The 23,506-nt window shown below is 65.0% G+C and carries 22 protein-coding genes; 9 read left to right on the forward strand and 13 right to left on the reverse strand.

Annotation, left to right across the window (positions count from 1 at the left end):
- The first annotated feature begins 82 nt into the window (after positions 1-82).
- Entirely contained in the window at positions 83-1,336 is a 1,254-nt protein-coding gene (locus HU735_RS08420; protein WP_186713125.1) for an OprD family porin, read from the forward strand.
- A 204-nt stretch (positions 1,337-1,540) separates the two neighbouring features.
- The gene (locus HU735_RS08425; RefSeq protein WP_186713126.1) at positions 1,541-2,524 is read left to right on the forward strand and encodes a LysR family transcriptional regulator; all 984 of its coding nucleotides are present in this window, start codon (positions 1,541-1,543) and stop codon (positions 2,522-2,524) included.
- Here the strand turns inward: HU735_RS08425 and HU735_RS08430 are convergent.
- On the reverse strand, positions 2,424-3,110 hold the full coding sequence (locus HU735_RS08430; protein WP_186713127.1) for a Crp/Fnr family transcriptional regulator: 687 nt from the start codon (positions 3,108-3,110) through the stop codon (positions 2,424-2,426). The genes HU735_RS08425 and HU735_RS08430 overlap by 101 nt on opposite strands.
- Positions 3,111-3,202: 92 nt before the next feature.
- Here HU735_RS08430 and HU735_RS08435 point away from each other — a divergent pair, with 92 nt between their 5' ends.
- Positions 3,203-3,727 carry an Mpo1-like protein gene (locus HU735_RS08435; RefSeq protein ID WP_186713128.1) on the forward strand — a complete coding sequence of 175 codons (525 nt, stop codon included), beginning with the start codon at positions 3,203-3,205 and terminating at the stop codon, positions 3,725-3,727.
- 78 nt (positions 3,728-3,805) lie between these two features.
- On the opposite strand, the gene pcaC is transcribed toward HU735_RS08435, so the two are convergent.
- The 9 genes from pcaC to pcaR all read right to left on the reverse strand — a co-directional run bounded on the left by pcaC (position 3,806) and on the right by pcaR (position 13,436).
- Positions 3,806-4,207, reverse strand: a complete 402-nt coding sequence (gene pcaC / locus HU735_RS08440) for a 4-carboxymuconolactone decarboxylase (protein ID WP_186713129.1) — start codon at positions 4,205-4,207, stop codon at positions 3,806-3,808.
- A 10-nt stretch (positions 4,208-4,217) separates the two neighbouring features.
- Positions 4,218-5,009, reverse strand: coding sequence for a 3-oxoadipate enol-lactonase (gene pcaD / locus HU735_RS08445; RefSeq protein WP_186713130.1), 792 nt, complete (start codon positions 5,007-5,009; stop codon positions 4,218-4,220).
- Positions 5,010-5,021: 12 nt separating this feature from the next.
- Entirely contained in the window at positions 5,022-6,374 is a 1,353-nt protein-coding gene (locus tag HU735_RS08450) for a 3-carboxy-cis,cis-muconate cycloisomerase (protein ID WP_186713131.1), read from the reverse strand.
- A 9-nt stretch (positions 6,375-6,383) separates the two neighbouring features.
- Positions 6,384-7,673 (reverse strand): MFS family transporter, encoded by a 1,290-nt coding sequence (locus tag HU735_RS08455; protein ID WP_186713132.1) that lies wholly within the window; start codon positions 7,671-7,673, stop codon positions 6,384-6,386.
- Positions 7,674-7,838: 165 nt separating this feature from the next.
- On the reverse strand, positions 7,839-9,044 hold the full coding sequence (pcaF, locus tag HU735_RS08460; protein WP_186713162.1) for a 3-oxoadipyl-CoA thiolase: 1,206 nt from the start codon (positions 9,042-9,044) through the stop codon (positions 7,839-7,841).
- A complete protein-coding gene (locus tag HU735_RS08465) occupies positions 9,041-9,820 on the reverse strand; it encodes a CoA-transferase subunit beta (RefSeq protein ID WP_186713133.1) in 780 nt (259 codons plus the stop codon). Before HU735_RS08465 ends, pcaF begins: the two co-directional genes overlap by 4 nt.
- Complete coding sequence (locus tag HU735_RS08470) at positions 9,817-10,677, reverse strand: CoA transferase subunit A (RefSeq protein WP_028690217.1); 861 nt, start codon at positions 10,675-10,677, stop codon at positions 9,817-9,819. Before HU735_RS08470 ends, HU735_RS08465 begins: the two co-directional genes overlap by 4 nt.
- Positions 10,678-10,844: 167 nt before the next feature.
- Positions 10,845-12,191, reverse strand: a complete 1,347-nt coding sequence (locus tag HU735_RS08475; protein WP_050703908.1) for an MFS transporter — start codon at positions 12,189-12,191, stop codon at positions 10,845-10,847.
- 375 nt (positions 12,192-12,566) lie between these two features.
- Complete coding sequence (pcaR, locus tag HU735_RS08480) at positions 12,567-13,436, reverse strand: pca regulon transcriptional regulator PcaR (protein WP_050703907.1); 870 nt, start codon at positions 13,434-13,436, stop codon at positions 12,567-12,569.
- Positions 13,437-14,003: 567 nt separating this feature from the next.
- On the opposite strand from pcaR, the gene HU735_RS08485 reads away from it, so the two are divergent.
- Both HU735_RS08485 and HU735_RS08490 read left to right on the forward strand, forming a co-directional pair.
- Positions 14,004-14,204 carry a hypothetical protein gene (locus tag HU735_RS08485; protein WP_050703906.1) on the forward strand — a complete coding sequence of 67 codons (201 nt, stop codon included), beginning with the start codon at positions 14,004-14,006 and terminating at the stop codon, positions 14,202-14,204.
- Positions 14,205-14,515: 311 nt separating this feature from the next.
- Positions 14,516-15,988, forward strand: a complete 1,473-nt coding sequence (locus HU735_RS08490; protein ID WP_028690222.1) for an inorganic phosphate transporter — start codon at positions 14,516-14,518, stop codon at positions 15,986-15,988.
- A 122-nt stretch (positions 15,989-16,110) separates the two neighbouring features.
- On the opposite strand, the gene HU735_RS08495 is transcribed toward HU735_RS08490, so the two are convergent.
- Complete coding sequence (locus HU735_RS08495) at positions 16,111-17,586, reverse strand: helicase HerA-like domain-containing protein (protein ID WP_186713134.1); 1,476 nt, start codon at positions 17,584-17,586, stop codon at positions 16,111-16,113.
- Positions 17,587-17,758: 172 nt separating this feature from the next.
- On the opposite strand from HU735_RS08495, the gene HU735_RS08500 reads away from it, so the two are divergent.
- The 3 genes from HU735_RS08500 (at position 17,759) to HU735_RS08510 (ending at position 21,671) form a co-directional block, all read left to right on the forward strand.
- Positions 17,759-19,633 (forward strand): methyl-accepting chemotaxis protein, encoded by a 1,875-nt coding sequence (locus tag HU735_RS08500; RefSeq protein WP_186713135.1) that lies wholly within the window; start codon positions 17,759-17,761, stop codon positions 19,631-19,633.
- Positions 19,634-19,792: 159 nt separating this feature from the next.
- Positions 19,793-20,914: a glycosyltransferase family 1 protein gene (locus HU735_RS08505; RefSeq protein WP_186713136.1), complete on the forward strand. Its 1,122-nt coding sequence runs from the start codon at positions 19,793-19,795 to the stop codon at positions 20,912-20,914.
- Positions 20,907-21,671: a DUF2334 domain-containing protein gene (locus HU735_RS08510; protein WP_186713137.1), complete on the forward strand. Its 765-nt coding sequence runs from the start codon at positions 20,907-20,909 to the stop codon at positions 21,669-21,671. The genes HU735_RS08505 and HU735_RS08510 overlap by 8 nt, the downstream gene beginning before the upstream one ends.
- Positions 21,672-21,703: 32 nt before the next feature.
- On the opposite strand, the gene HU735_RS08515 is transcribed toward HU735_RS08510, so the two are convergent.
- On the reverse strand, positions 21,704-21,934 hold the full coding sequence (locus HU735_RS08515) for a hypothetical protein (protein ID WP_186713138.1): 231 nt from the start codon (positions 21,932-21,934) through the stop codon (positions 21,704-21,706).
- Between the two features lie 15 nt (positions 21,935-21,949).
- Complete coding sequence (gene purU / locus HU735_RS08520; RefSeq protein ID WP_186713139.1) at positions 21,950-22,801, reverse strand: formyltetrahydrofolate deformylase; 852 nt, start codon at positions 22,799-22,801, stop codon at positions 21,950-21,952.
- A 300-nt stretch (positions 22,802-23,101) separates the two neighbouring features.
- Here purU and mvaT point away from each other — a divergent pair, with 300 nt between their 5' ends.
- Positions 23,102-23,479 (forward strand): histone-like nucleoid-structuring protein MvaT, encoded by a 378-nt coding sequence (mvaT, locus tag HU735_RS08525; RefSeq protein ID WP_050703899.1) that lies wholly within the window; start codon positions 23,102-23,104, stop codon positions 23,477-23,479.
- Positions 23,480-23,506: the final 27 nt, after the last annotated feature.

Raw genomic sequence — 23,506 nt, forward strand, 5'->3', positions numbered from 1 at the left:
GCTCTCTCTAAAGACGCCCGATCCTGCGGCCCGCACCCGCAGCGCACCGGCTCGCCCAATAAAAACAAGAGATCCACGACAGATGAGCACTTTGCAACCCGCACGCCAGCTGCTGCCGGGCCTGTTGGCCCTGTCCTGCGCCTTGCCCGCCGTCGCCGCCGAAAGCGGTTTCCTGGAGGACGCCAAGGCCAGCCTCAACCTGCGCAACTTCTACATCAACCGCAACTTCGTCGACCCGGCCAACCCCCAGGGCAAGGCCGAGGAATGGACCCAGAGCTTCATCCTCGACGCCCGTTCCGGCTTCACCCAGGGCACCGTCGGCTTCGGTGTGGACGTGCTGGGGCTGTACTCGGTCAAGCTCGACGGTGGCAAGGGCACGGCCGGCACCCACCTGCTGCCGGTGCATGACGATGGCCGCCCGGCCGATGATTTCGGCCGCCTGGGCGTGGCGTTCAAGGCGCGCCTGTCGCAGACCGAACTCAAGGTCGGCGAGTGGATGCCGGTACTGCCGGTCCTGCGTTCGGACGATGGCCGCTCGCTGCCGCAGACATTCCGCGGCGGCCAGCTCACCTCGAAGGAGATCGACGGCCTGACCCTCTATGCCGGCCAGTTCCGCGGCAACAGCCCGCGCAACGACGCGAGCATGGAAGACATGTTCATGCAGGGGCGCGCCGGCATCACCTCCGACCGCTTCAACTTCGCCGGTGGCGAATACAGCTTCAACGACAAGCGCACGATGGTCGGCCTGTGGGACGCCCGCCTCAAGGACATCTACCGCCAGCAGTACCTGAACCTGGTGCACAGCCAGCCCCTGGGCGACTGGACCCTAGGCGCCAACCTGGGCTACTTCCTCGGCAAGGAAGACGGCAGCGCCCGCGCCGGCGACCTCGACAACCGCACCGCCTCGGCCATGCTCTCGGCGCGCTACCAGGGCCACACCTTCTTCGTCGGCCTGCAGAAGGTCAGCGGCGACGATGCCTGGATGCGGGTCAACGGCACCAGCGGTGGCACCCTGGCCAACGACAGCTACAATGCCAGCTTCGATAATGCCAAGGAGCGCTCCTGGCAGGTGCGCCATGACTTCAACTTCGTCACCGTGGGCATCCCCGGGCTGACCCTGATGAACCGCTACATCAAGGGTGACAACGTGCATGCGGGCGGGGTGGACGATGGCAAGGAGTGGGCCCGGGAGACCGAGCTGGCCTATGTGGTGCAGGCCGGGACGTTCAAGGACCTGTCGGTGAAATGGCGCAACTCGACCATGCGCAGGGATTTCAGCAGCAATGCGTTCGACGAGAACCGCTTGATCGTCAGTTACCCGCTCAATCTTCTTTGATGCCATCGCGGGGCAAGCCCGCTCCCACGCCGCCCGCCGAAACCAGTAATGGCGTGGGAGCAACGTGGGAGCGGGCTTGCCCCGCGATTAGGCCTGCCACCTGACAAATAACTAAAAGACATATTCAAATTAATTAACATTCTTTGACGCTATATGTAACAAGTCGCTAAAACCAAGCTCCGCCCCCCGCACCAGAGCCCGAGCATGGACCTCCGCCAACTGCGCTATTTCATCGCCCTCACCGAATACCGCAGTTTCGTCCGCGCCGCCGAAGCCATGGGCATCACTCAACCCGCCTTCAGCCGCGCCATCCAGAACCTCGAACAGGCCTTCGGCTGCGCCCTGGTCGATCGCGCCAACAAATCGCTGCCCCCCACCCCCGAGGGACAGGTTGTACTGCAACACGCCCGCCGCCTGGTACAAGGCGCGGCGCAGTTGAACAACGAGGTGCTGCAGATGACCAAGCTCGATGCCGGCGAACTGCATTTCGGCAGCGGCCCGGCCCTGGCCGTGCGCCTGGTGCCCCAGGCCCTGCAACACTTCATCGAGCGCCATCCGGGCATCCGCACCGCGCTGCTGGTGGACAACGCCGAACGCCTGGGCCAGGCCCTGCGGCGCGAGCAGATCGAGTTCTTCGTCGATGACGTGCGCCCGTTCGAGGCCGACCCGAACTTCCACACCGAAGCGCTCACCCCGCGCCCCGGCCTGTTCTTCTGCCGCCCCGGGCACCCGCTGCTGGCCAAGGACAGCCTGTCAACCAACGACCTGTTCGCCTACCCACTGGCCAGCGCGTTGCTGGCGCCGGGCGTGCGCAAGCGCCTGGCCAACCTCAGTGGACGCAGCGACTTCACCCCGCACCTGCAGACCGAGCACCTGGCGGTGCTGCGCAGCGTGGTGCTGGCCAGCGATGCCATCGGCACGGCCAGCGAGGAAGCGGTGGCCGAAGACCTGGCCGTCGGCGATCTGGTACGCCTGCACTGGCGCAACCTGCCGCCGGGCCTGGAAGTGCTCAGCGTGCGCTGCGGGGTGATCAGTCGCAGCGGCTATCGCCTGTCACCGGCGGCGCGGGCGATGATCGACACCCTGGTCAGCCTGGATGCTGCCCCATCGCCCGCAGACGCCGGGCATCGACAATCTCCACCTCGCCATAGCCCAGGCGTACCACGCCGGACTGTTCGAGGCTCCTGAGGATCTGGTTGATGGTCTGGCGCGACAACGACAACATCAGGGCAAGCTGTTCCTGGGACACCTGCAGCCGCCACTGGGCGACATCGCGCTCACCGTAGCCTTCGGCCATCTGCAGCAGACGCTGGGCCACCCGCGGCGCGGCGGCCAGCAGGCTCTGCTGCTCCAGGGCGACGAACACCCAGCGCAACTTGTGGCTCATCAGCAAGGCCAGCTCACGCCAATGCACAGGCTCGCGCGCCAGCCACTCGAGCAGCGGCGCCTGGGGGATCCACAGCAGGCGCGTCGGCCCTTCGGCATAGGCGTCGTGGGTACGCGGCTGACCGTCGAACAGGCTGATCTCGCCAAACCAGTGGGGCGACTCGACCAGCGTCAGCAGTGCCTCCTTGCCCTCGCTGCTGACCGCGCCGACCCGCATCGCCCCCTCCAGCACCGCATACAGGCCACAGGGCGCATCGCCGCGCTGGAACAGGCATTGCCCCGGCGCCAGCTCGCGCGCACGGCCCAGGGCCAGCAGGCTATCCTGAACGGTAGCGGGCAATTGCCGGAACCACTGGCCATGCAGCAGCTGGGTACGCGAATCGTGCATGGTGCCTCGCAAAACGAACTCTGTCGGCCAGGCGACAGACGACGGTGACTGAACAGGGGCAAGCTGCGCTCACCCCTGATGGAGGAACAACAATGAAAAACCTCGTCGAGCACCTGAGTCAATACGCGGCCTACCACCGCGATCCGCGCAACATCGCCACCCACTTCATCGGCATTCCGCTGATCGTGCTGGCCGTGGCCATCCTGCTGTCGCGCCCCGGCTGGGACCTGGCCGGCATCTGGCTGTCGCCGGCGCTGTTGCTGGCGGGCTGGTCGGTGTGGTTCTACCTGCGCCTGGACCTGCGCTTCGGGCTGCTGATGGGCCTGCTGCTGGGGCTGTGCCTGTGGGCCGGCCAGGCACTGGCCGTGCAGAGCACCGGACTGTGGCTGAGCGCCGGGCTGGGGGCGTTCGTGGTGGGCTGGATCATCCAGTTCGTCGGCCACTGGTACGAAGGGCGAAAGCCGGCGTTCGTCGATGACCTGAGCGGGCTGATCATCGGGCCGCTGTTCGTGGTGGCGGAGCTGGCGTTCATGGCCGGGCTGTGCCCTGAGCTGAAAAAAGCCGTGGAGGCCAATGCCGGGCCGGTGGCCATCCGCCAGAAGAAAGCGGCGATCTGACCCCACCTCGAGGCATGCGCAGTCCCTGTAGGAGCGGCCTTGTGTCGCGATGGGCTGCGCAGCAGCCCCGGCAATCTCTCAAGTCACCTGGGTGCGCGACTCCACCCCCAGCTCATCCCACACAGACTCGGCCAGGTGGAACGTGGCATTGGCCGCCGGGATCCCGCAGTAGATCGCGCTCTGCATGATCACCTCCTTGATCTCCTCCCGCGTCACGCCATTATTGGCGGCGGCGCGCAGATGCAGCTTGAGCTCTTCATTGCGGTTCATGCCGATCAACATGGCGATGGTGATCAGGCTGCGGGTATGCCGCGGCAACCCCGGACGCGTCCAGATATCGCCCCAGGCATGCCGGGTGATCATCTCCTGGAACTCGCCGTTGAAGTCATTGAGTTTCTCCAGGCTGCGGTCGACATGGGCGTCGCCCAGTACCGCGCGACGCACCTGCATGCCCGCCTCGTAACGTTGTTTCTCGTCCACGGTGTACTCCTCAGCGGCTCGACAGGAAGTCGAGCACACGGCGGCTGAACGGCGCGCCGATCTCGACATTGGACAGGTGCGCCGCCGCAAACTCGACGTACTCGGCGCCGAGGATCCCGGCCTGCATGAAGCGACCGTGCTCGGGGGTGGTCACCGCATCGGCGGTGCCGGCGACAACCAGGGTCGGCACCTGGATACGGTTGAGCTGGTCACGGAAATCGGCATCGCGCACCGCGGCGCAATTGGCCGCGTAGCCCTCCGGCGAGGTCTGCGCCAGCATCTGGCAGATGCGCAGGGTACGCTCCGGCTCGGCGGCGGCGAACGCCGGGGTGAACCAGCGGGCGATGGAGGCATCGCGCAAATCGGCCATGGCCTGCCGGCCGCCCGCAAGCACGGTGTCGATGCGAGTATTCCACACCTCATCGTTGGCGATCTTCGCCGCGGTATTGCACAGGGTCAGGCTGAGCAGACGGCTGCCCGCGTTGATGCCCAGCCACTGACCGATCAGCCCCCCCATGGACAGGCCGATGAAATGGGCCTTCTCGATATCCAGGGCATCGAGCAGGGCCAGCACGTCGCCTGCCAGTTGCTCGATGCTGTAGGGGCCCTCGGTGACCAGCGAACCGCCATGCCCCCGGGTGTCGTAGCGCAGCACGCGGTAATGCTCGGCCCATGCCGGGATCTGCGCATCCCACATGTGCAGGTCGGTGCCCAGCGAGTTGGACAGGACCAGCACCGGCGCATCGGCCGGACCGTCGAGTTGGTAATGCAATGCGCCATCGGCCAGTTGCAGGTGCGCCACAGCGGTCTCCTTTCAGGCAGTGAATCGTTGATGTTCGGCCACGGCCCGTGCCACCCAGACACGGGCCTGGCCGAGGTAATGGGCAGGGTCGAGCAGACGGTCGAGTTCGTCAGCGGACAGTTCGGCGCTGACCTGCGGTTCGTCGCCGAGCACGGCACGCAGGTGGCGCCCCTCGGCCACGGCGCGCTGGCAGCATTGCTCCAGCAGGTGATGGGCACGCTCGCGCCCCAGGCGCTGGGCGAGCACGATACTGACCGCCTCGGCCAGCACCAGGCCCTGGGTCAGGTCCAGGTTGCGGCGCATACGGACGGCGTCCACCTCCATGCCCTCGGCGATCAGCTGCGCCTGGCGCAGGGCGCCGGAGACCAGGCAGCAGATTTCCGGCAGGGTTTCCCATTCGGCGTGCCACAGGCCAAGGCTGCGCTCGTGCTCCTGGGGCATCGCGGCGAACAGTGTCGAGACCAGTCCCGGCACGCGGGTGGCGGCACCGATCAGCACCGCCGCGCCCACCGGGTTGCGCTTGTGCGGCATGGTCGAAGACCCGCCCTTGCCCGGCGCGCCGGGCTCGAACAGCTCGCCCGCCTCGGTCTGCATCAACAGGCTGACATCCCGGCCGAACTTGCCCAGGCTGCCGGCGACCAGGCCCAGTACCGAGGCGAATTCCACCAGGCGGTCCCGCTGGGTGTGCCACGGCTGTTCGGGCAAAGACAGTTTCAACTGCGCGGCCAGGGCCTCGGCCACCGGCAAGGCCTTGCTGCCCAGCGCCGCCAGGCTGCCGGAGGCGCCGCCAAACTGCAGCACCAGCAGGCGCGGGCGCAGCTCCTTGAGGCGCTGGCGATGACGAGTCAGGGCGCCGAGCACACCGGCCAGCTTCATCCCCAGCGTCACTGGCGTCGCATGCTGCAGCCAGGTACGCCCCACCAGCGGCGTGTCGGCATGCTGCAGCGCCTGGCGGGCCAGGGTGTCGGCCAGCTTGCCGAGGTCGCCGTCGATCAGCGCCAGGGCGTCACGCAGCTGCAGCACCAGGCCACTGTCCATCGCATCCTGGCTGGTAGCGCCCAGGTGCACGTAGCGCTCGGCCTCGGGCACGCCGCTGGCAACCACCTTGCCCAAGGCCTTGACCAGCGGAATCGCCGAGTTGCCAGCGGTGGCGATGGCATCGGCCAAGGCACGCACGTCATAGCGCTCGGCCTTACAGGCCGTCTCGATGGCGCTCACCGCCGTGTGCGGCACCAGCCCGGCACCCGCCTCGGCGCGGGCCAGGGCGGCCTCGAAATCGAGCATGCCCTGCAACCGGCCACGGTCGGAGAAGATCTCGCGCATCGCCGGCGCGGTGAAGTAGGCATCGAACAGTTGGTTGCTCATGCAACGTCCTTAATGATCGTGGTGCAGGTACGCCGCCTGCTTGGGCAGGCGCAGGCTGAACAGGAAGGCCACCGCCATCATCGCGGTCACGTACCAGTAGAAGGTGTTCTCCATGCCTAAGGTTTTCAAGCCCAGCGCCACGTATTCGGCGGAGCCGCCGAACACCGCGTTGGCCACCGCGTAGGCCAGCCCCACCCCCAGCGCACGGACCTGCGGGGGGAACATCTCGGCCTTCACCAGGCCGCTGATGGAGGTGTAGAAGCTGACGATGCACAGCGCCAGGGTCACCAGCACGAAGGCCATGAACGGGCTGCTCACGGTCTTCAGCGCCATCAGCAGCGGCACGGTGAAGAGCGTCCCGAGGGCGCCGAACAGCAGCATCGAATTGCGTCGGCCAATGCGGTCGGAGAGCATGCCGAACACCGGCTGCAGGATCATGAACAGGAACAGCGCGCCGGTCATGACGAAACTGGCGCTCTTGGCGTTCATCCCGGCGGTGTTGACCAGGTATTTCTGCATGTAGGTGGTGAAGGTGTAGAAGATCAGCGAGCCACCGGCGGTGTAGCCCAATACCGTGACAAAGGCGGCGGCATGGTTGCGGAACAGGCCGCGGATGGTACCGGCGTCCTTGTCCTGGCGGGTCTCGGCGCTGCTGGTCTCCTTCAGCGAGCGGCGCAGCATCAGCGAGATCAGCGCGGCGATGGCGCCGACCACGAACGGGATGCGCCAGCCGTATGCCCGCAGCTCCTCCTCGCTGAGCAGCTGTTGCAGGATCACCACCACCAGCACCGCCAGCAACTGGCCGCCGATCAGGGTGACGTACTGGAACGAGGCGAAGAAGCCGCGCTGGCCGCGCAAGGCCACTTCGCTCATGTAGGTGGCGGTGGTGCCGTACTCGCCGCCCACCGACAGGCCCTGGATCAGCCGCGCCAGGAGCAGCAGCGCCGGCGCCCAGGCGCCGATGCTGGCGTAGGTGGGCAGGCAGGCGATGATCAGCGAGCCGCCGCACATCATCAGCACCGAGATCATCAGCGAATTCTTGCGCCCGTGGCGATCGGCCAGGCGGCCGAAGATCCAGCCACCGATGGGGCGCATCAGGAAGCCCGCGGCGAACACGCCGGCGGTGTTGAGCAACTGCACGGTGGGGTCGTCGGAGGGGAAGAAGGCCGGGGCGAAGTAGATCGCGCAGAAGGCGTAGACATAGAAGTCGAACCATTCCACCAGGTTGCCCGACGAGGCGCCGACGATGGCGAAGATCCGCTTGCTGCGCTCTTCGCCGGTGTAATAGCTGGAAGTCATGGTGTTTTTACTCCTGGGAGGTCACTGCAAAGTCTAGACATACCCAGTAACAATCTCGTTCCGCTGTCGCCCCAATCGCGGGGCAAGCCCGCTCCCACGATTGCCCCAGCAATTGCCTGGAAACAGCGTGGGAGCGGGCTTGTCCCGCGATTGGGGCGGTGCCGGTCAAACCCGCTCGATGGCCAACGCCAGGCCCTGACCGACGCCCACGCACATGGTCGCCAGCCCCTTGCGCCCGCCACTCTTCTCCAGCTGATGCAACGCCGTCAGCACCAACCGCGCCCCGCTCATCCCCAGCGGGTGCCCCAGGGCGATCGCACCGCCGTTGGGATTGACCTGCGGCGCATCATCCGCCACGCCCAGCTCGCGCAGCACCGCCAGCCCCTGGCTGGCAAACGCCTCGTTGAGCTCGATGACATCGAAATCCGCCACCGCCACACCCAGCCGTTCGGTCAGCTTGCGCACCGCCGGCACCGGGCCGATACCCATTACCCGTGGCGCCACACCGGCACTGGCCATGCCCAGCACCCGGGCCCGTGGGGTCAGGCCATGCTTTTTCACCGCCTCGGCCGATGCCAGGATCAATGCGGCGGCGCCATCGTTGACGCCCGAGGCATTGCCTGCGGTAACCGTCTTGTCAGGGCCATTGACCGGTTTGAGCCTGTTCAGCGCCTCCAGCGTGGTGTCCGGGCGCAGGTGCTCATCCTGCTCGACCACGGTCTCACCTTTTTTGTGGGCGATACGCACCGGCACGATCTCTTCGGCGAAGAAACCGGCAGCCTGCGCGGCGGCGGCCTTCTGCTGGCTGCGCAGGGCAAAGGCGTCCTGATCGGCGCGCGACACCCGGTAATCGTCAGCGACGTTGTCGGCGGTCTCGGGCATGGAGTCCACGCCATGTTGCGCCTTCATCAACGGATTGACGAAGCGCCAGCCGATGGTGGTGTCCTCGAGCTTCATATTTCGCGAGTAGCCGCTCTCGGCCTTGCCCATCACGAACGGCGCGCGGGACATCGACTCGACGCCACCGGCAATGGCCAATTCCATCTCGCCACTGGCGATGGCGCGAAACGCGCTGCCGATGGCGTCCATGCCCGAGGCGCACAGGCGGTTGAGGGTCACACCGGGAATATTTTGCGGCAGGCCGGCCAGCAGCAGCGCCATGCGCGCCACGTTGCGGTTGTCCTCGCCGGCCTGGTTGGCGCAGCCAAGGAACACTTCGTCGAGCAGCTCCCACTGCACCTGCGGATTGCGCTCGACCAGCGCCTTGAGCGGCACCGCCGCCAGGTCGTCGGCGCGCACACTGGCCAAGGCGCCGCCAAAGCGGCCAATGGGGGTACGGATAGCGTCGCAGATAAAGACGTCACGCATCAGGCTTCTCCTGCCGTCTGGCCATGGGCGGCGGCGGTGCGCGCTTCGAGGTCGCGCAGGGCGGACAGCTCGACGTCGCTGGGTGTCGCGGTCTGCTGCACGTCGTCGGCGAAGCGAATCGCCCAGCCAGTGGCGGCAACGATCTGCTCGCGGGTCACGCCCGGGTGGATCGACGTGACCACGAATTCATGGGTGTCCGCTTCCGGCTCCATGATGCACAGGTCGGTGATGATGCCGACCGGCCCGTCGCCAGGCAGGCCCAGGCGCTTGCGCGAGTCACCGCCTTCGCCGTGGCCGACCGAGGTGATGAAATCGAGCTTGTCGACAAAGGCGCGCGGCGACTGCTTGAGGATGATCAGCACCTGCTTCGCGGAACCGGCAATCTCCGGCGCGCCGCCGGCACCCGGCAGGCGAGTCTTCGGCGCGTGGTAGTCGCCGACCACCGTGGTGTTGATGTTGCCAAAACGGTCGACCTGGGCCGCGCCGAGGAAGCCGACATCGATGCGCCCGCCCTGCAGCCAGTAGCGGAAGATCTCGCCGGTCGGCACCACGGTGTCGGCAGTCTCGGCCAGCTCGCCGTCACCGATGGACAGCGGCAGCACGCTCGGCTTGGCGCCGATCGGGCCGGACTCGTAGATCAGCACGACATCGGGCGAGGAGGTCAGGCGCGCCAGGTTGGCGGCCTTCGACGGCAAGCCGATGCCGACGAAGCACACGGCACCGTTGCGCAGACGGCGGGCCGCCGCGACGGTCATCATTTCGGAAGTGGAGTAGCTCATTGCGCGGCCTCCGCGGTGCTGGCCAGCTTGGCCTGGAATTCGGTGAAGTCCCGGGTGCCACGGATGAAGGTGTCGATCCAGGCGGTGAACGACTCGCGGTTGCGGGCGATCGGGTCCCAGGCCTGATAGAAGCGGTTGTCGCGCTCGTAGTAGCCGTGGGCGTAGGACGGGTGGGCGCCGCCGGGCACCAGGCACACCGCGCTGAGCGCCCAGGTCGGCAACACGCAGGCATTCATCGGCGCATTCAGGTCATCGACGATCTCCTCGACGGTGACGATGCAGCGCTTGGCCGCCAGGGCCGCTTCCTTCTGCACGCCGAGGATGCCCCACAGCAGCACGTTGCCCTTGCGGTCGGCCTTCTGCGCGTGGATCACGGTGACGTCCGGGCGCACCGACGGCACGGCGGCGAGGACCTCGCCGGTGAACGGGCAGGTGACGCTCTTGATCAGCGGGTTGACCTTGGGCAGGTCGGAGCCGGCATAGGCACGCAACACCGCAAACGGCAGGCCGGAGGCGCCGGCGACATAGGCGTTGGCCAGGTCGGCATGGCTGTGCTCCTCGATCTCGATGGCGTGCGGCCACTGCTTCTCCACCGCGTCGCGCAGACGGTGCAGTGAACCGACGCCGGGGTTGCCGCCCCAGGAGAAGATCAGCTTGCGCGCGCAACCGGCCCCGATCAGCTGGTCGTAGATCAGGTCCGGGGTCATGCGCACCAGGGTCAGGTCGCGCTTGCCCTGGCGGATGATCTCGTGACCGGCCGCCGTCGGGATCAGGTGGGTGAAACCTTCAAGGGCGACGCTGTCGCCATCCTGGATGAACTGCTTCACGGCCTCGTGAAGCGAGAGGATTGCTGCCATTGGAGACTCCTGGTCAGGTCGAGTCGAGTCAGTGAGCAGCGGGCCTTTGCGTCGCTGCGATGGGCCCAGATTACGGTGGCTGTCGGGGTGGTAACAATCCGATAATCGCACTTTCGTGCGATTATCGAACCATTTGTTACTCTGCTATCTAACGCGTCCCTATCGCCTCAGGTCGCGTCGGCGTGGCTTACCAGCCCCTTCACCACCACGCCGATGGTGGCCAGCGCCGCCGGCACCAGCAGTGCGGTCAACACCTGCTCGAAGGTCCACCCCAGACCCAGCAGCGTCGCCCCGCTCCAGGCACCGAGGATTGCGCCGAAGCGACCGATCCCGAGCATCCACGACACCCCGGTGGCACGCCCCTGGGTTGGGTAGAACCGCGCCGCCAACGACGGCATGGCCGATTGCGCGCCGTTCACGCACATGCCGGCGACCAGCACCAGCGTGGCCAGCAAGGTGATGTTGCCCAGGCTCTGCCCCACGGCATAGGCGAACACCCCCGCCAGCAGGTAGAAGACGCCGATCACCTTGTGCGGGTTGAACCGGTCCATCGCCCAACCCACGGCCACCGCGCTGAGCACGCCGCCGAACTGGAACAACGCGCCGATGAAGGCGGCCTGCTCCATGCTCGCGCCGCTGTCACGCATCAGGGTCGGCAGCCAGCTGGTCAGCAGGTAGACGATCACCAGGCCCATGAAGTAGGTCAGCCACAGCAGTACAGTGCCCAGGCCATAGGTGCCCGAGAAGATCACCGCGAACACGTTGCGCGCCGCCACCGCCTTCTGTTCCGGCACACTGAAGCTCGCGGCCTGGGCCACCAGCGCCGGGGCGATCGGCGCCAGGGTCCGGCGTACCTTCTCGGTGCCGCGGTTGCGCACCACCAGGAACCGCGCCGACTCCGGCAGCCAGACCAGCAGCACCAGCGCCAGCAGCAATGGCAGCACCCCGCCGATTACCAGCAGACTGTGCCAACCGTAGGCCGGGATCAGCTTGGCCGAGATGAAACCGCCCCCGGCCATGCCCAGGTTGAAGCCACAGAACATGCTGGTCACCAGCAGCGACTTGAGCCGCTCCGGGGTGTACTCGGAGAGCAAGGTGGTGGCATTGGGCATGCCCGCCCCCAGGCCCAGGCCGGTCAGAAAGCGCAGCACCAGCAACTGGTCGACATTGGTGGCGTAGGCCGAGGCCAGGCTGAAACCGCCGAACACCAGCACCGCCCCGACCAGCACGCCCTTGCGTCCGAAACGGTCGGCCAGAGGCCCGGAGCCAAGGGCGCCGAACACCATGCCTATCAGCGCGGCGCTCATCACCGGGCCGAGGCTGGCACGGTCGATGCCCCATTCCTGGGACAGCGCCGGGGCGATGAAACCCATGGCGGCAGTGTCCAGGCCATCGAGGAAGACGATCAGGAAGCACAGGATCACCACCCGCCATTGATAGCGCGACAGCGGTTGGTCGTTGATGAGGGACTGGACATCGAGGCAGTTGCCGACAGCGGATTGTGGCTTGTTCATTGTTGTTATCCGGGAGTTGGGCACAGGCAGGCTACCGCGCATCGCTGATGCGCAGGAACAGGAAACGGTGGATACGACGGCTTGGGATCAGCCGGCGTGAAGCAGCACTGCGCGCGGGTGCGGCCGCGACAGCGAAGGGATGGTCTTCATGGGGATGCCCTCGGGCCTATTGTTATTGTCCGGTCGGCGAAGCCGACTCGTGCGACAGACATTAATCAGCAGGCGTGGGCGGCGCAATTCGTCGGGAACGACACTGTGCGTTTATCGAACAGGAAACGGCAGCCTGTGTTCGACGGCCATGGTGTGGGAGCCACTGCCGGTGTCACATGCACCGGCCTCATCGCTGGCAAGCCAGCTCCCACAGGGATCGAGTGTTCAGCCAAACAACTGATGACACAGGTCCCGGCTGGCCGCCAGCAGGATCGGCAGGAAGCGCTGCTCCAGCTCCCCACGGCTGACCCGACCGACATGGGTACTCACGTTCAACGCCGCCAGCACCTGCCCCGAGGCGTCATAGATCGGCACGGCAATCGAACGCAACCCCTGTTCCAGCTCCTGGTCGACCACGCACCAGCCCTGCTCGCGCACCTGTTGGATACAGGCGAACAGCGATGCCGGGTCGTGCAGGGTACGGCTGGTCCGCGCCTTGAGGTCCGCCCGCTCCAGGTACTCGTGCAGGCTGGCGTCGTCCAGCGCCGCCAACAAGATGCGCCCCATCGACGTGCAATAGGCCGGTAACCGCCCGCCGACCGACAGGTCGACCGAGATCAACCGTTCGACCGTGGCCGAGCGCGCTATATAAAGGATGTCGTCGCCTTCCAGCGTGGCCATGTTGGCCGCTTCATGGAGCTGGTCGCTGATCCGGTCGAGGTAGGGCTGGGCCGACACCGCCAGCGGTGTGGACGACAGGTAGGCATGGCCAAGGGTCAGCACCTTGGGCAACAGCGAATAGGTGCGACCGTCGGTGGTGGCGTAACCCAGTTTCATCAAGGTATGCAGGCAACGCCGCACCGCCGCCCGAGGGATTTCCGTGCGGTGGCTGATCTGGGCAATGGTCAGGTGCCGCTTGCGCTCCTGGAACGCTTGGATCACCGCCAGGCCACGAGCCAGGGAGGTCATGAAATCCGGATCACCGGTGAAGGCCTGGATGCGCTTGGCCGCGGACGCCACGATCGGTGGTGCCAGGGTGGGGCTGGTATTGCGCGCGGGCTCGTTCGCTGGCGGGCCGCTGGTTTCTTCGCTCATGGACATGCCTCAAAAAAATCGCTACCTCGTTCGATTATCGAACGAACGGCCGATAATCGCAATTGACCGCTGACACTTTTGCTTATACCTTTCCCCTGCCACATGTGGCTTCTTTGGAGAGACTGGTCAGGTACCCACCGTAGAAGTCCCAGGCAACGGCCTCGCCTCCCAGCGAGGCCGTTTTCATTTCCGACATCCACCGGCAAACTTGCCTACCACAACAACTTGAACTTTCAGCAGTCTGCTCGGACAAAGCCTCTGTCTGCAAAGAATAACTTCAGGTCTATTGTCAATGGCGGGTAAAGAACGATAGCCTTCGAATTGCCGATTGCTATAATCGGCTCATGTTGATTGTCTGCGCGGTATAACGGATCCAATCGACAAACTTTCGTTGCCTTCCTGACGCCTGCCCGCTGCCTGAGCAGTGGCTTGTCGTGTGGTGCGCCGCAGGTCGCCCTCCCACACCCTGTCCTTGCAGTGCAACGATGTGTTCGCGTTGCCGAATTTCCACATCCTGCGTGTGTATTTAACGGCTGACGCCCAACTTCAACCTATTCAGGTATTACTGTGACGAAAGAAGAACTGCGCGCGGAACTCGAGCGCCAGGCCGAACGTTACAAGGATGTATACGGTGGTGAAGTCACCACCTATGCCGCACAACCCGACCCGGAACGCAAACCCTGGCGTAAACGCGCCAGCATTCTCGACCAGGCCTTCGCCCAGGAAATCGAGAAGATCGAAAAGGAACTGCGCAGCGACGGCGAGTGAAGTCAGCGATGCCATAGCGCCACTATCGAGCAACGGTTGCGGCAAGGCATCCTGGGTGAAAATGCTCGATATGAAATGGAATCACACAAATTTCATACAAGCGTTTAAATTGCGGACTCTCTACGAAAATCGTCTCAAATCGCTGATTTTTCTGAAATTTATCGATTTTTTACGACGTTTTTGCGCGAAAGCTCACCTGCGCCATGCAGGTGCAGGGTCGCCATTCCCCTGCCATCGGTCAGTGGCGGGTGCATCGATTGCCATGGTTTTCTGGCATAATCCGCCCCCCCTAAGACCGCCAGACAACCTTCATGATCGATTTATTCAGCGGACTGGATGCCTGGGTTATCGTGAGCCTGACGCTCGCTCTGACCTTCGTGCTCGCATTCGAGTTCATCAATGGCTTTCATGACACCGCCAACGCGGTAGCCACTGTCATCTATACCAAGGCCATGCCACCGCACCTGGCCGTGTTCTTCTCCGGTGTGTTCAACTTCCTCGGGGTTCTGCTCGGTGGTGTCGGGGTGGCCTACGCCATCGTCCACCTGCTGCCGGTCGAACTGCTGATCAATGTGAACACCGGTCACGGCCTGGCCATGGTCTTCTCGCTGCTGGCCGCGGCCATCACCTGGAACCTCGGCACTTGGTACTTCGGTATCCCGGCCTCCAGCTCGCACACCCTGATCGGTTCGATCCTCGGCGTCGGCCTGGCCAATGCCCTGCTCAGCGACATTCCGCTGGGCGACGGCGTCAACTGGCAGAAGGCGATCGACATCGGCATGTCCCTGGTGCTCTCGCCCATGGCCGGCTTCGCTGTCGCCGCCCTGCTGCTGATCGGCCTGAAATGGTGGCGTCCGCTGTCGAAGATGCACAAGACCCCGGACCAGCGCCGCAAGCTCGACGACAAGAAGCACCCACCGTTCTGGAACCGCCTGGTGCTGGTGATCTCGGCCATGGGCGTGAGCTTCGTGCACGGCTCCAACGATGGCCAGAAAGGCATCGGCCTGATCATGCTGGTGCTGATCGGCATCGTCCCGGCCAAGTTCGTTCTCGACCTGAACAGCACCACCTACCAGATCGAACGCACCCGCGACGCCACCCTGCACCTGAGCCAGTTCTACCAGCGCAACGCCGCCACCCTGGGCGAGTTCCTGGCGCTGGGCAAGGCGCAGGCGAGCGACCTGCCGGAACAGTTCAGCTGCAACCCGCAGCAGACCGAGCCGACCATCGCCGCACTGCAATCGTCGCTCGCCGGGGTGACCGACTACCGCGCCCTGAGCGCCGAGAAGCGCGTCGAAGTGCGTCGCTACCTGCTGTGCCTGGACGACACGGCGAAGAAGGTCGGCAAGCTGCCGGGCCTGCAGGCCCGTGAAAAGGCTGACCTGGAGAAGCTGCGCAAGGACCTGACCGCCACCACCGAGTACGCACCGTTCTGGGTGATCGTCGCCGTCGCCCTGGCCCTGGGCCTGGGCACCATGGTCGGCTGGAAGCGCGTGGTGCTGACCGTCGGCGAGAAGATCGGCAAGCAGGGCATGACCTACGCCCAGGGCATGTCGGCACAGATCACCGCAGCCTGCGCCATCGGCATGGCCAACGTGTTCAGCCTGCCGGTGTCCACCACCCACGTGCTGTCGTCGGGCGTCGCCGGTACCATGGTCGCCAACAAGAGCGGCCTGCAGGGCGGCACCGTGAAGACCATCCTGCTGGCCTGGGTGCTCACCCTGCCGGCAACGATGGGCCTGGCCGCCGGCCTGTTCTGGCTGGCCACCAAGGCCATCGGCTGATTGCTGATGCAGTACTGAAAAAGGCGCCCCTTGCAGGGCGCCTTTTTTGTATCCGTTGTCCCGTCCTGAATAAGGTTTACACATGGGAGCGGGCTTGCCCCGCGACAGGGGCCAGGACGGGCCTAGCGTTTCTTTCCTCCCAACAACGACCCCATCAACCCACGCACCAACTGCCGCCCCAATTGATTGGCCGCCTGGCGTACCGCCGACTTGATGGCCTGCCCCGCCGCGCTCTGCAGGAACTCACCGGCCTTGTCGGCGAAGCTGTCCTCATCGGCCTTGGCCTGGGGCGCCGGCTCCACCGGTTCGCCCTTGCGCTGGGTAAGCATTTCATAGGCCGACTCACGGTCCACCGGCTTGTCATAGCGCCCGGCCAGCGGCGATGCCGCGATCAGGGCCTGCCGCTCGACTGCGCTCAACGGCCCGATCCGCGACTGCGGTGGCGCGATCAGCACCCGCTGGACCATGGCAGGCGTGCCTTTCTCTTCCAACGTCCCGACCAGAGCCTCACCAATGCCCAGCTCAGTCAGCACCGCCAGGCTGTCGAACGTCGGGTTGGGGCGGAAACCATCGGCCACCGCGCGCAGCGACTTCTGCTCCTTGGCGGTGAATGCCCGCAGGCCGTGCTGGATGCGCAGCCCCAACTGAGCCAGTACCGCATCCGGCAGGTCGCCCGGCGACTGGGTGACGAAATACACCCCAACGCCCTTGGAGCGGATCAGCCGCACCACCTGCTCCAGACGATCCTGCAACGCCTTGGGCGTACCGTTGAACAGCAGGTGCGCCTCATCGAAGAACAGCGCCAGCACCGGCTTGTCGGCATCGCCGCGCTCCGGCAGCTGCTCGAACAGTTCAGCCAGCAGCCACAGCAGGAAGGTCGCATAGACCTTGGGCGCGTCATGCACCAGGCGGCTGGCGTCGAGCAGGTGGATACGCCCGCGACCGTCGCCTTCCGGACGCAGCAGATCCTCCAACTGCAGCGCCGGCTCGCCGAACAGCGCCTCGGCGCCCTGCTGTTCCAGGGTCGCCAGTCGGCGCAGCAAGGCCTGCGTGGAAGCGCTGGTCATCAAGGCGCTGTCTTCGCCCAGCAGCTGGGGGTTGTCCTTCAGGTGCGCGAGCAGGGCCTTGAGGTCCTTCAGGTCGAGCAGCAGCAGACCTTCGCGATCGGCCACCTTGAACGCCGCATACAAGGCAGCCTGCTGGCTGTCGGTGAGTTCCAGCAGGTTGCCGAGCAGCAACGGTCCCATTTCGCTCAGGGTGGTGCGCAACGGATGCCCCGATTGCCCGGCGATATCCCAAAGACTCACCGGATAAGCCTGGGGCTTGTGGTTCAGCCAGGGCATGCCGGCGATCCGCTCGGCCACCTTGCCCTGGGGCGCCCCGGCCGCGCCCAGGCCGCACAGGTCGCCCTTCACATCCGCGGCGAATACCGCGACCCCGGCATCGCTGAACAGCTCGGCCAGGTGTTGCAGGGTGACCGTCTTGCCAGTGCCGGTGGCGCCGGCCACCAAGCCGTGCCGGTTGGCCAGGCGCATGGACTGGGATACCGGCTGACCATCAGGACCTGCTCCTACTACCATTCGTAAGGAATCTGACATCTTCTTTCATCCCCTGCTCAAGTTCCGTCGCGTGACAGCCGATATTTCAAAATGATTCTACCCAGAAAGACAGTAACAACCCGAAAAGGACCCACGGGAATTGTTGCACTGTTTTCCAACCGTGCTTTGTGCGAACGACCCGATAAAAAACCTTAGCGGACACGATCACGTTATGAATAAAAGCCTTCGTTTCAGCCACAAGATTCTTCTGGCGGCATCACTGATCGTGATACTCGCCTTCAGCCTCTTCACCCTCTACAACGACTACCTCCAGCGTAACGCCATTCGCGAAGACCTGGAGAACTACCTGGCTGAGATGGGCGAGTCCACCTCCACCAATATCCGCAACCTGTTCGAAGGGCGCATAAAGCTGGTCGAAAACGTCGCCCAGAACATTGCCCAATACCCACAGAACACCGGCACCCTGCTGGGCCAGAACGCGCTGACTTCGAGCTTCCAGACCATCTACCTGGGCCAGCCCGACGGCACCTTCACCGTGCGCCCGGACACCAAGATGCCCGACGGCTACGACCCGCGTGTGCGCCCCTGGTACAAGGACGGCCTGAACGCCAACGGCCCGATCCTCACCGAACCCTATATCGACATGGCCACCAACGAGCTGGTCATCTCGATCATCAGCACCGCCTCGCGCTCGGTCGGCGTGGTCGGCGGCGACCTGGCCCTCGACGGCCTGGTGCAGATCATCAACTCGCTGGATTTCGGCGGCATGGGTTACGCCTTCCTGGTCAACGACCAGGGCAAGATCCTGGTGCATCCGGACAAGAACCTGGTAATGAAATCGCTGTCGGACCTGTTCCCGCAGAACACACCCAGGCTGTCCGGCAACCTGACCGAAGTGACGCTTGACGGTGAAACCCGCCTGTTGACCTTCACCCCGGTCAAGGGCCTGCCCTCGGCCAACTGGTACATCGGCCTGTCGGTGGACAAGGACAAGGCCTTCTCGATGCTCAGCACCTTCCGCACTTCGGCTGTGATCGCCACCCTGGTGGCGGTGGTGATCATCATCGCCTTGCTCGGCCTGCTGATCCGCGTGCTGATGCAGCCGCTGCACACCATGACCCGCGCCATGTCGAACATCGCCGAGGGTGAAGGCGACCTGACCCGTCGCCTGGAAATCCACAACCACGACGAGTTCGGCATCCTCGGTACCGCCTTCAACCGCTTCGTCGAGCGCATCCACGGGTCGATCCGCGAGGTGTCCTCGGCCACCGAGCAGGTCAACGAAGTAGCACTGCGGGTGATCAGCGCCTCGAACTCGTCGATGAGCAACTCCGACGAGCAGTCCAACCGCACCAACAGCGTCGCCGCCGCCATCAACCAGCTCGGCGCCGCCGCCCAGGAGATCGCCGGCAACGCCGCCCAGGCCTCGCAGCATGCCAGCTCGGCGCGACTGCTGGCCGAGGAAGGCCAGCAGGTGGTGCAGCGCAACATCGATGCGATGAACCGCCTGTCGGACCTGATCGTCACCTCCAGCGAGCATATCGAGACGCTGAACAACAAGACCGTCAACATCGGCCAGATCCTCGAGGTGATCACCAGCATTTCCCAGCAGACCAACCTGCTCGCCCTCAACGCCGCCATCGAGGCTGCCCGAGCCGGCGAGGCTGGACGTGGTTTTGCCGTGGTCGCCGACGAAGTGCGTAACCTGGCGCACCGCACCCAGGAGTCGGCGCAGCAGGTGCAGACCATGATCGAGGAGCTGCAGGTCGGCGCCCGCGAATCGGTCGATACCATGGGCCAGAGCCAGCGTCACAGCCAGGACAGCATGGACATCGCCAACCAGGCCGGCGAACGCCTGGGCAGCGTCACCCAGCGCATCGGCGAGATCGACGGCATGAACCAGTCGGTGGCCACCGCCACCGAAGAGCAGACCGCCGTGGTCGACTCGATCAACATGGACATCAACGAGATCAACATGCTCAACCAGGAAGGCGTCGAGAACCTGCAGGCCACCCTGCGCGCCTGCTCGGACCTCGAGCAGCAGGCCGGCCGCCTCAAGCAACTGGTCGGCAGCTTCCGCATCTGACCCGCCGCCCGCTCCCCTCGCGGGAGCGGGCTTGCCCCGCGACAGGGCGCCCCGCCAAACCCCGATCGAACAAACTATCCTTCTAGTAGGTCAACCCTCAGGCGCGTCATCGCCGGTTCATAACCGCCGAATGACTCACCCGAGGACGATCCCGGAGGGATGCTGATCGTGCACATCGCCGACATCACCATGTTCTATGCCCCGGCCAGCGGCGGCGTGCGAACCTACCTTGATGCCAAGCACCGCCGCCTCGACGCCATGCCCGGCGTTCGCCACAGCCTGCTGATTCCCGGTGCCAATGCCAGCCAGGTCAATGGTGTCTATCACGTACCCGCCCCACCCCTGCCCTTCGGCAACGGCTACCGCTTCCCGGTGCGCCTGGCGCCCTGGTGCAAGGAACTGCGCCGCCTGCGGCCCGACCTGATCGAGGTCGGCGACCCCTACCTCACCGCCTGGGCGGCCCTGGAGGCGCGGCGCAAGCTCGATGTGCCGGTGATCGGTTTCTATCACTCCGACCTGCCCCTGCTGGTGAGCAACCGCATGGGTAACTGGTTCACCCCCAATGTCGAGGCCTATGTCAGCAAGCTCTACGGGCATTTCGACCGGGTCCTGGCACCCAGCCAGGTGATGGCTGACAAGTTGCGCAGGCTGGGCGTGGAGAACGTGCACGTGCAGCGCCTGGGCGTGGACCTGGCGCTGTTCAACCCAGACCGGCACGACCCCGGCCTGCGCGCCGAGCTGGGCATCGCCGATACCAGCCGCCTGCTGGTGTTCGCCGGCCGCGGCTCGCGGGAAAAGAACCTGCCGGTGCTGCTTGACTGCATGCACGCGCTCGGCCAGCCCTACCACCTGCTGCTGGTGGGCTCGAACATGCCGGCCAGCGTGCCGGGCAATGTCAGCGTGATCGATCACTTCTGCCCGCCCACACAAATCGCCCGTCTGCTGGCCAGCGCCGACTTGCTGGTGCATGCCGGCGACCAGGAAACCTTCGGTCTGGTGATCCTTGAGGCCATGGCCAGTGCCACGCCCGTGGTGGCCGTGCGTGCCGGCGCCTTCAGCGAAATCGTCGACGAACGCTGCGGCCGGCTGTGCCCGCCCAACGATGGCCAAGCCATGGCCGAAGCCGTGCGCGAAGCGTTCGACAGCGGTGTGGACCAACTGGGCCGTCAGGCACGCCAACACGTGGAGCGCCATTACAGCTGGGACATCGTGGTCAATGGCCTGCTCCAGCATTACCAGGCGGTGCTCGGCCACCCGCTGCCGGTGCGCGCCCATGGCTGAGGGCCAGGCTGACACGCGCAGCCTGATGCTGGTGCTGCACGATATCGCGCCGCAAACCTGGCCGGACTACCAGCCCTTCGTCCAGGCCATCGACGCACTGGGCGGGGTGCCCATGACCTGGCTGGTGGTACCGGACTTCCACCACCGCAACCCGCTGACCCGTTCCCCCACCTTCTGTCGCCTGCTCGAGCGGCGCCTGGCCCTGGGCGACGAGCTGGCCTTGCATGGCTACTACCACGCCGACGATGGCCCGCCACCGCGCGGACCGGGCGAATATTTCATGCGCCGGATCTATACCCACGAAGGCGAGTTCCATGGGCTGGACCAGGCAGATGCCCTGCAACGCCTGCAGGTCGGGCTGGCCCTGTTCGAGAAGCAGGGCTGGCCAGTGGCGGGCTTCGTTGCCCCCGCCTGGCTGATGAGCGCAGGTACGCGCCAGGCACTGAGGCAGTTGCCACTGCGCTATACCAGCTCACCGCGTCACCTGTACCGGCTGCCGGACTTCACCGCCTTCGAGGCCCCGGGACTGGTGTGGAGTGCCCGCAGCGCCTGGCGCCGCGGCCTGTCGAGGGTGGTCAGCGACTGGCAGTGCCGCCGCTGGCGCGAAGCCGACACCCTGCGGCTGGGTCTGCATCCGGTCGACATGCGCCACGCCAGCGCACGCAATTACTGGCTCGATACCCTGCACCAGTTGCTGGCCCAAGGCCGTGAGCCACTGACCAAGTCCGCCTGGCTGGCGCGCCAGCCAGGCCCGTGAAGCGCCCGAGCTGGCGGACCGCCGGCGCGCGGTTACCTGTTGTTTCTATCTGCCGGCGGACGGGCTGGTGTTCCTGTACCTGCTGGCGCGTCCTCGACTGAAGCGTCGTCGCCAGACGGGCTGAGTCGCCCCCAGAGTTCGGCGGCACCGGGAAACTCGGTGCCGTCCTCATCGCTCAACGCCTCGGGGTCGAAGCGGGCCAGGCAGCCTTCGCCCAAGGTCGGTGGCGCCGAGGCGCCGGCCTTGTCACGCGGGTCTGCCATGCCATGGCCCTCGACTCAGTTGAACACCACGGTCTTGTTGCCATGCACCAGCACGCGGTCTTCCAGGTGATAGCGCAGGCCGCGGGCCAGGACCATCTTTTCCACGTCACGGCCGAAGCGCACCATGTCCTCGATGCTGTCGGCGTGGCTGACACGCACCACGTCCTGCTCGATGATCGGGCCGGCGTCCAGTTCCTCGGTCACGTAGTGGCAGGTCGCGCCGATCAGCTTCACGCCGCGCAGTGCCGCCTGGTGGTACGGCTTGGCACCCACGAACGAGGGCAGGAAGCTGTGGTGGATGTTGATGACCTTTTCCGCGTATGCCTGGCACAGCTGCGGCGGCAGGATCTGCATGTAGCGCGCCAGCACCACGGCGTCGGCGCCGTACTCGGCGACCAGGCGCGAGACCTCGGCGAACGCCGGCTGCTTGTCCTTGGGATCGACCGGCACATGGTGGAACGGAATGCCGTGCCACTCGACCATGCTGCGCAGGTCATTGTGGTTGGAGATCACGCAGGGAATCTCGCAGTCCAGCTCGTCGGTGTGCCAGCGGTGCAGCAGGTCGGCCAGGCAGTGCGACTCACGGCTGGCCATCAGCACCACGCGCTTCTTCTGCGCCGAGTCGGTGATTCGCCAGGTCATGGAGAACTCTTCGGCGATCGGGGCGAACGCCTCGCGGAAAGCCTCGATACCGAACGGCAGGGACTCGGCGCGGATCTCATGGCGCATGAAGAACCAACCGCTCTGCTCGTCGGAGTGGTGGCTGGCTTCGTTGATCCAGCCATTGTAGAGGGCCAGGAAATTACTGACTTTTGCCACGATGCCGACGCGGTCGGGGCAGGCAATCACCAGTCGATAGGTGCGCATGAGGGAGACTCCAGAACTTCGCAAAGGCGCATATTCTAGCGGCCTGCCAGGAAAAACGCAGTAAGCATCTACACCCTCGCATCAGCAAGCTCAAGGACACAGTCGCACAGGCCTATTCCCTTCTTCCCAAGGGGAAATGGCCAGTGGCCCAGACAAATTGTAAATTTTTCTTAACCTAATGACTGCGCAGTCAGTGCCTACTATTAAATGAGTGATCAATATTAAATTGTTTACTTGAGAGTTTCGCCTGTCTATTATTGCCCCACTGTCTCTCTCTGAACATGCATTAAGGAACACACCATGTCCCTGATCAACGAATACCGCGCCACCGAAGAAGCCATCAAGGAACTTCAAGCCCGCCTGGCCAACCTGTCGCAAGACGGCAAGCTGCAAAAAGAGCTGGAGTTCGAAAAGAAGCTGCGCGAACTGATGGCCGAAAACGGCAAGTCGCTGCGTGACGTGATCGCCCTGCTCGATCCGGAAAGCAAACTGAGCAAAGCCCCGCGCGGCGCAGTCAAGGCCACCGGCACCAAGCGTGCACGCAAGGTCAAGCAATACAAGAACCCGCACAACGGCGAGGTTATTGAAACCAAGGGTGGCAACCACAAGACCCTGAAAGAGTGGAAAGCCAAGTGGGGCGGCGACGTCGTCGAAAGCTGGGCTACCCTGCTGGACTGATTCGCCTGACAGGCGCATTGGTTTCAA

Source organism: Pseudomonas sp. BW16M2, assembly GCF_014268865.1.
Lineage (GTDB): Bacteria > Pseudomonadota > Gammaproteobacteria > Pseudomonadales > Pseudomonadaceae > Aquipseudomonas > Aquipseudomonas peradeniyensis.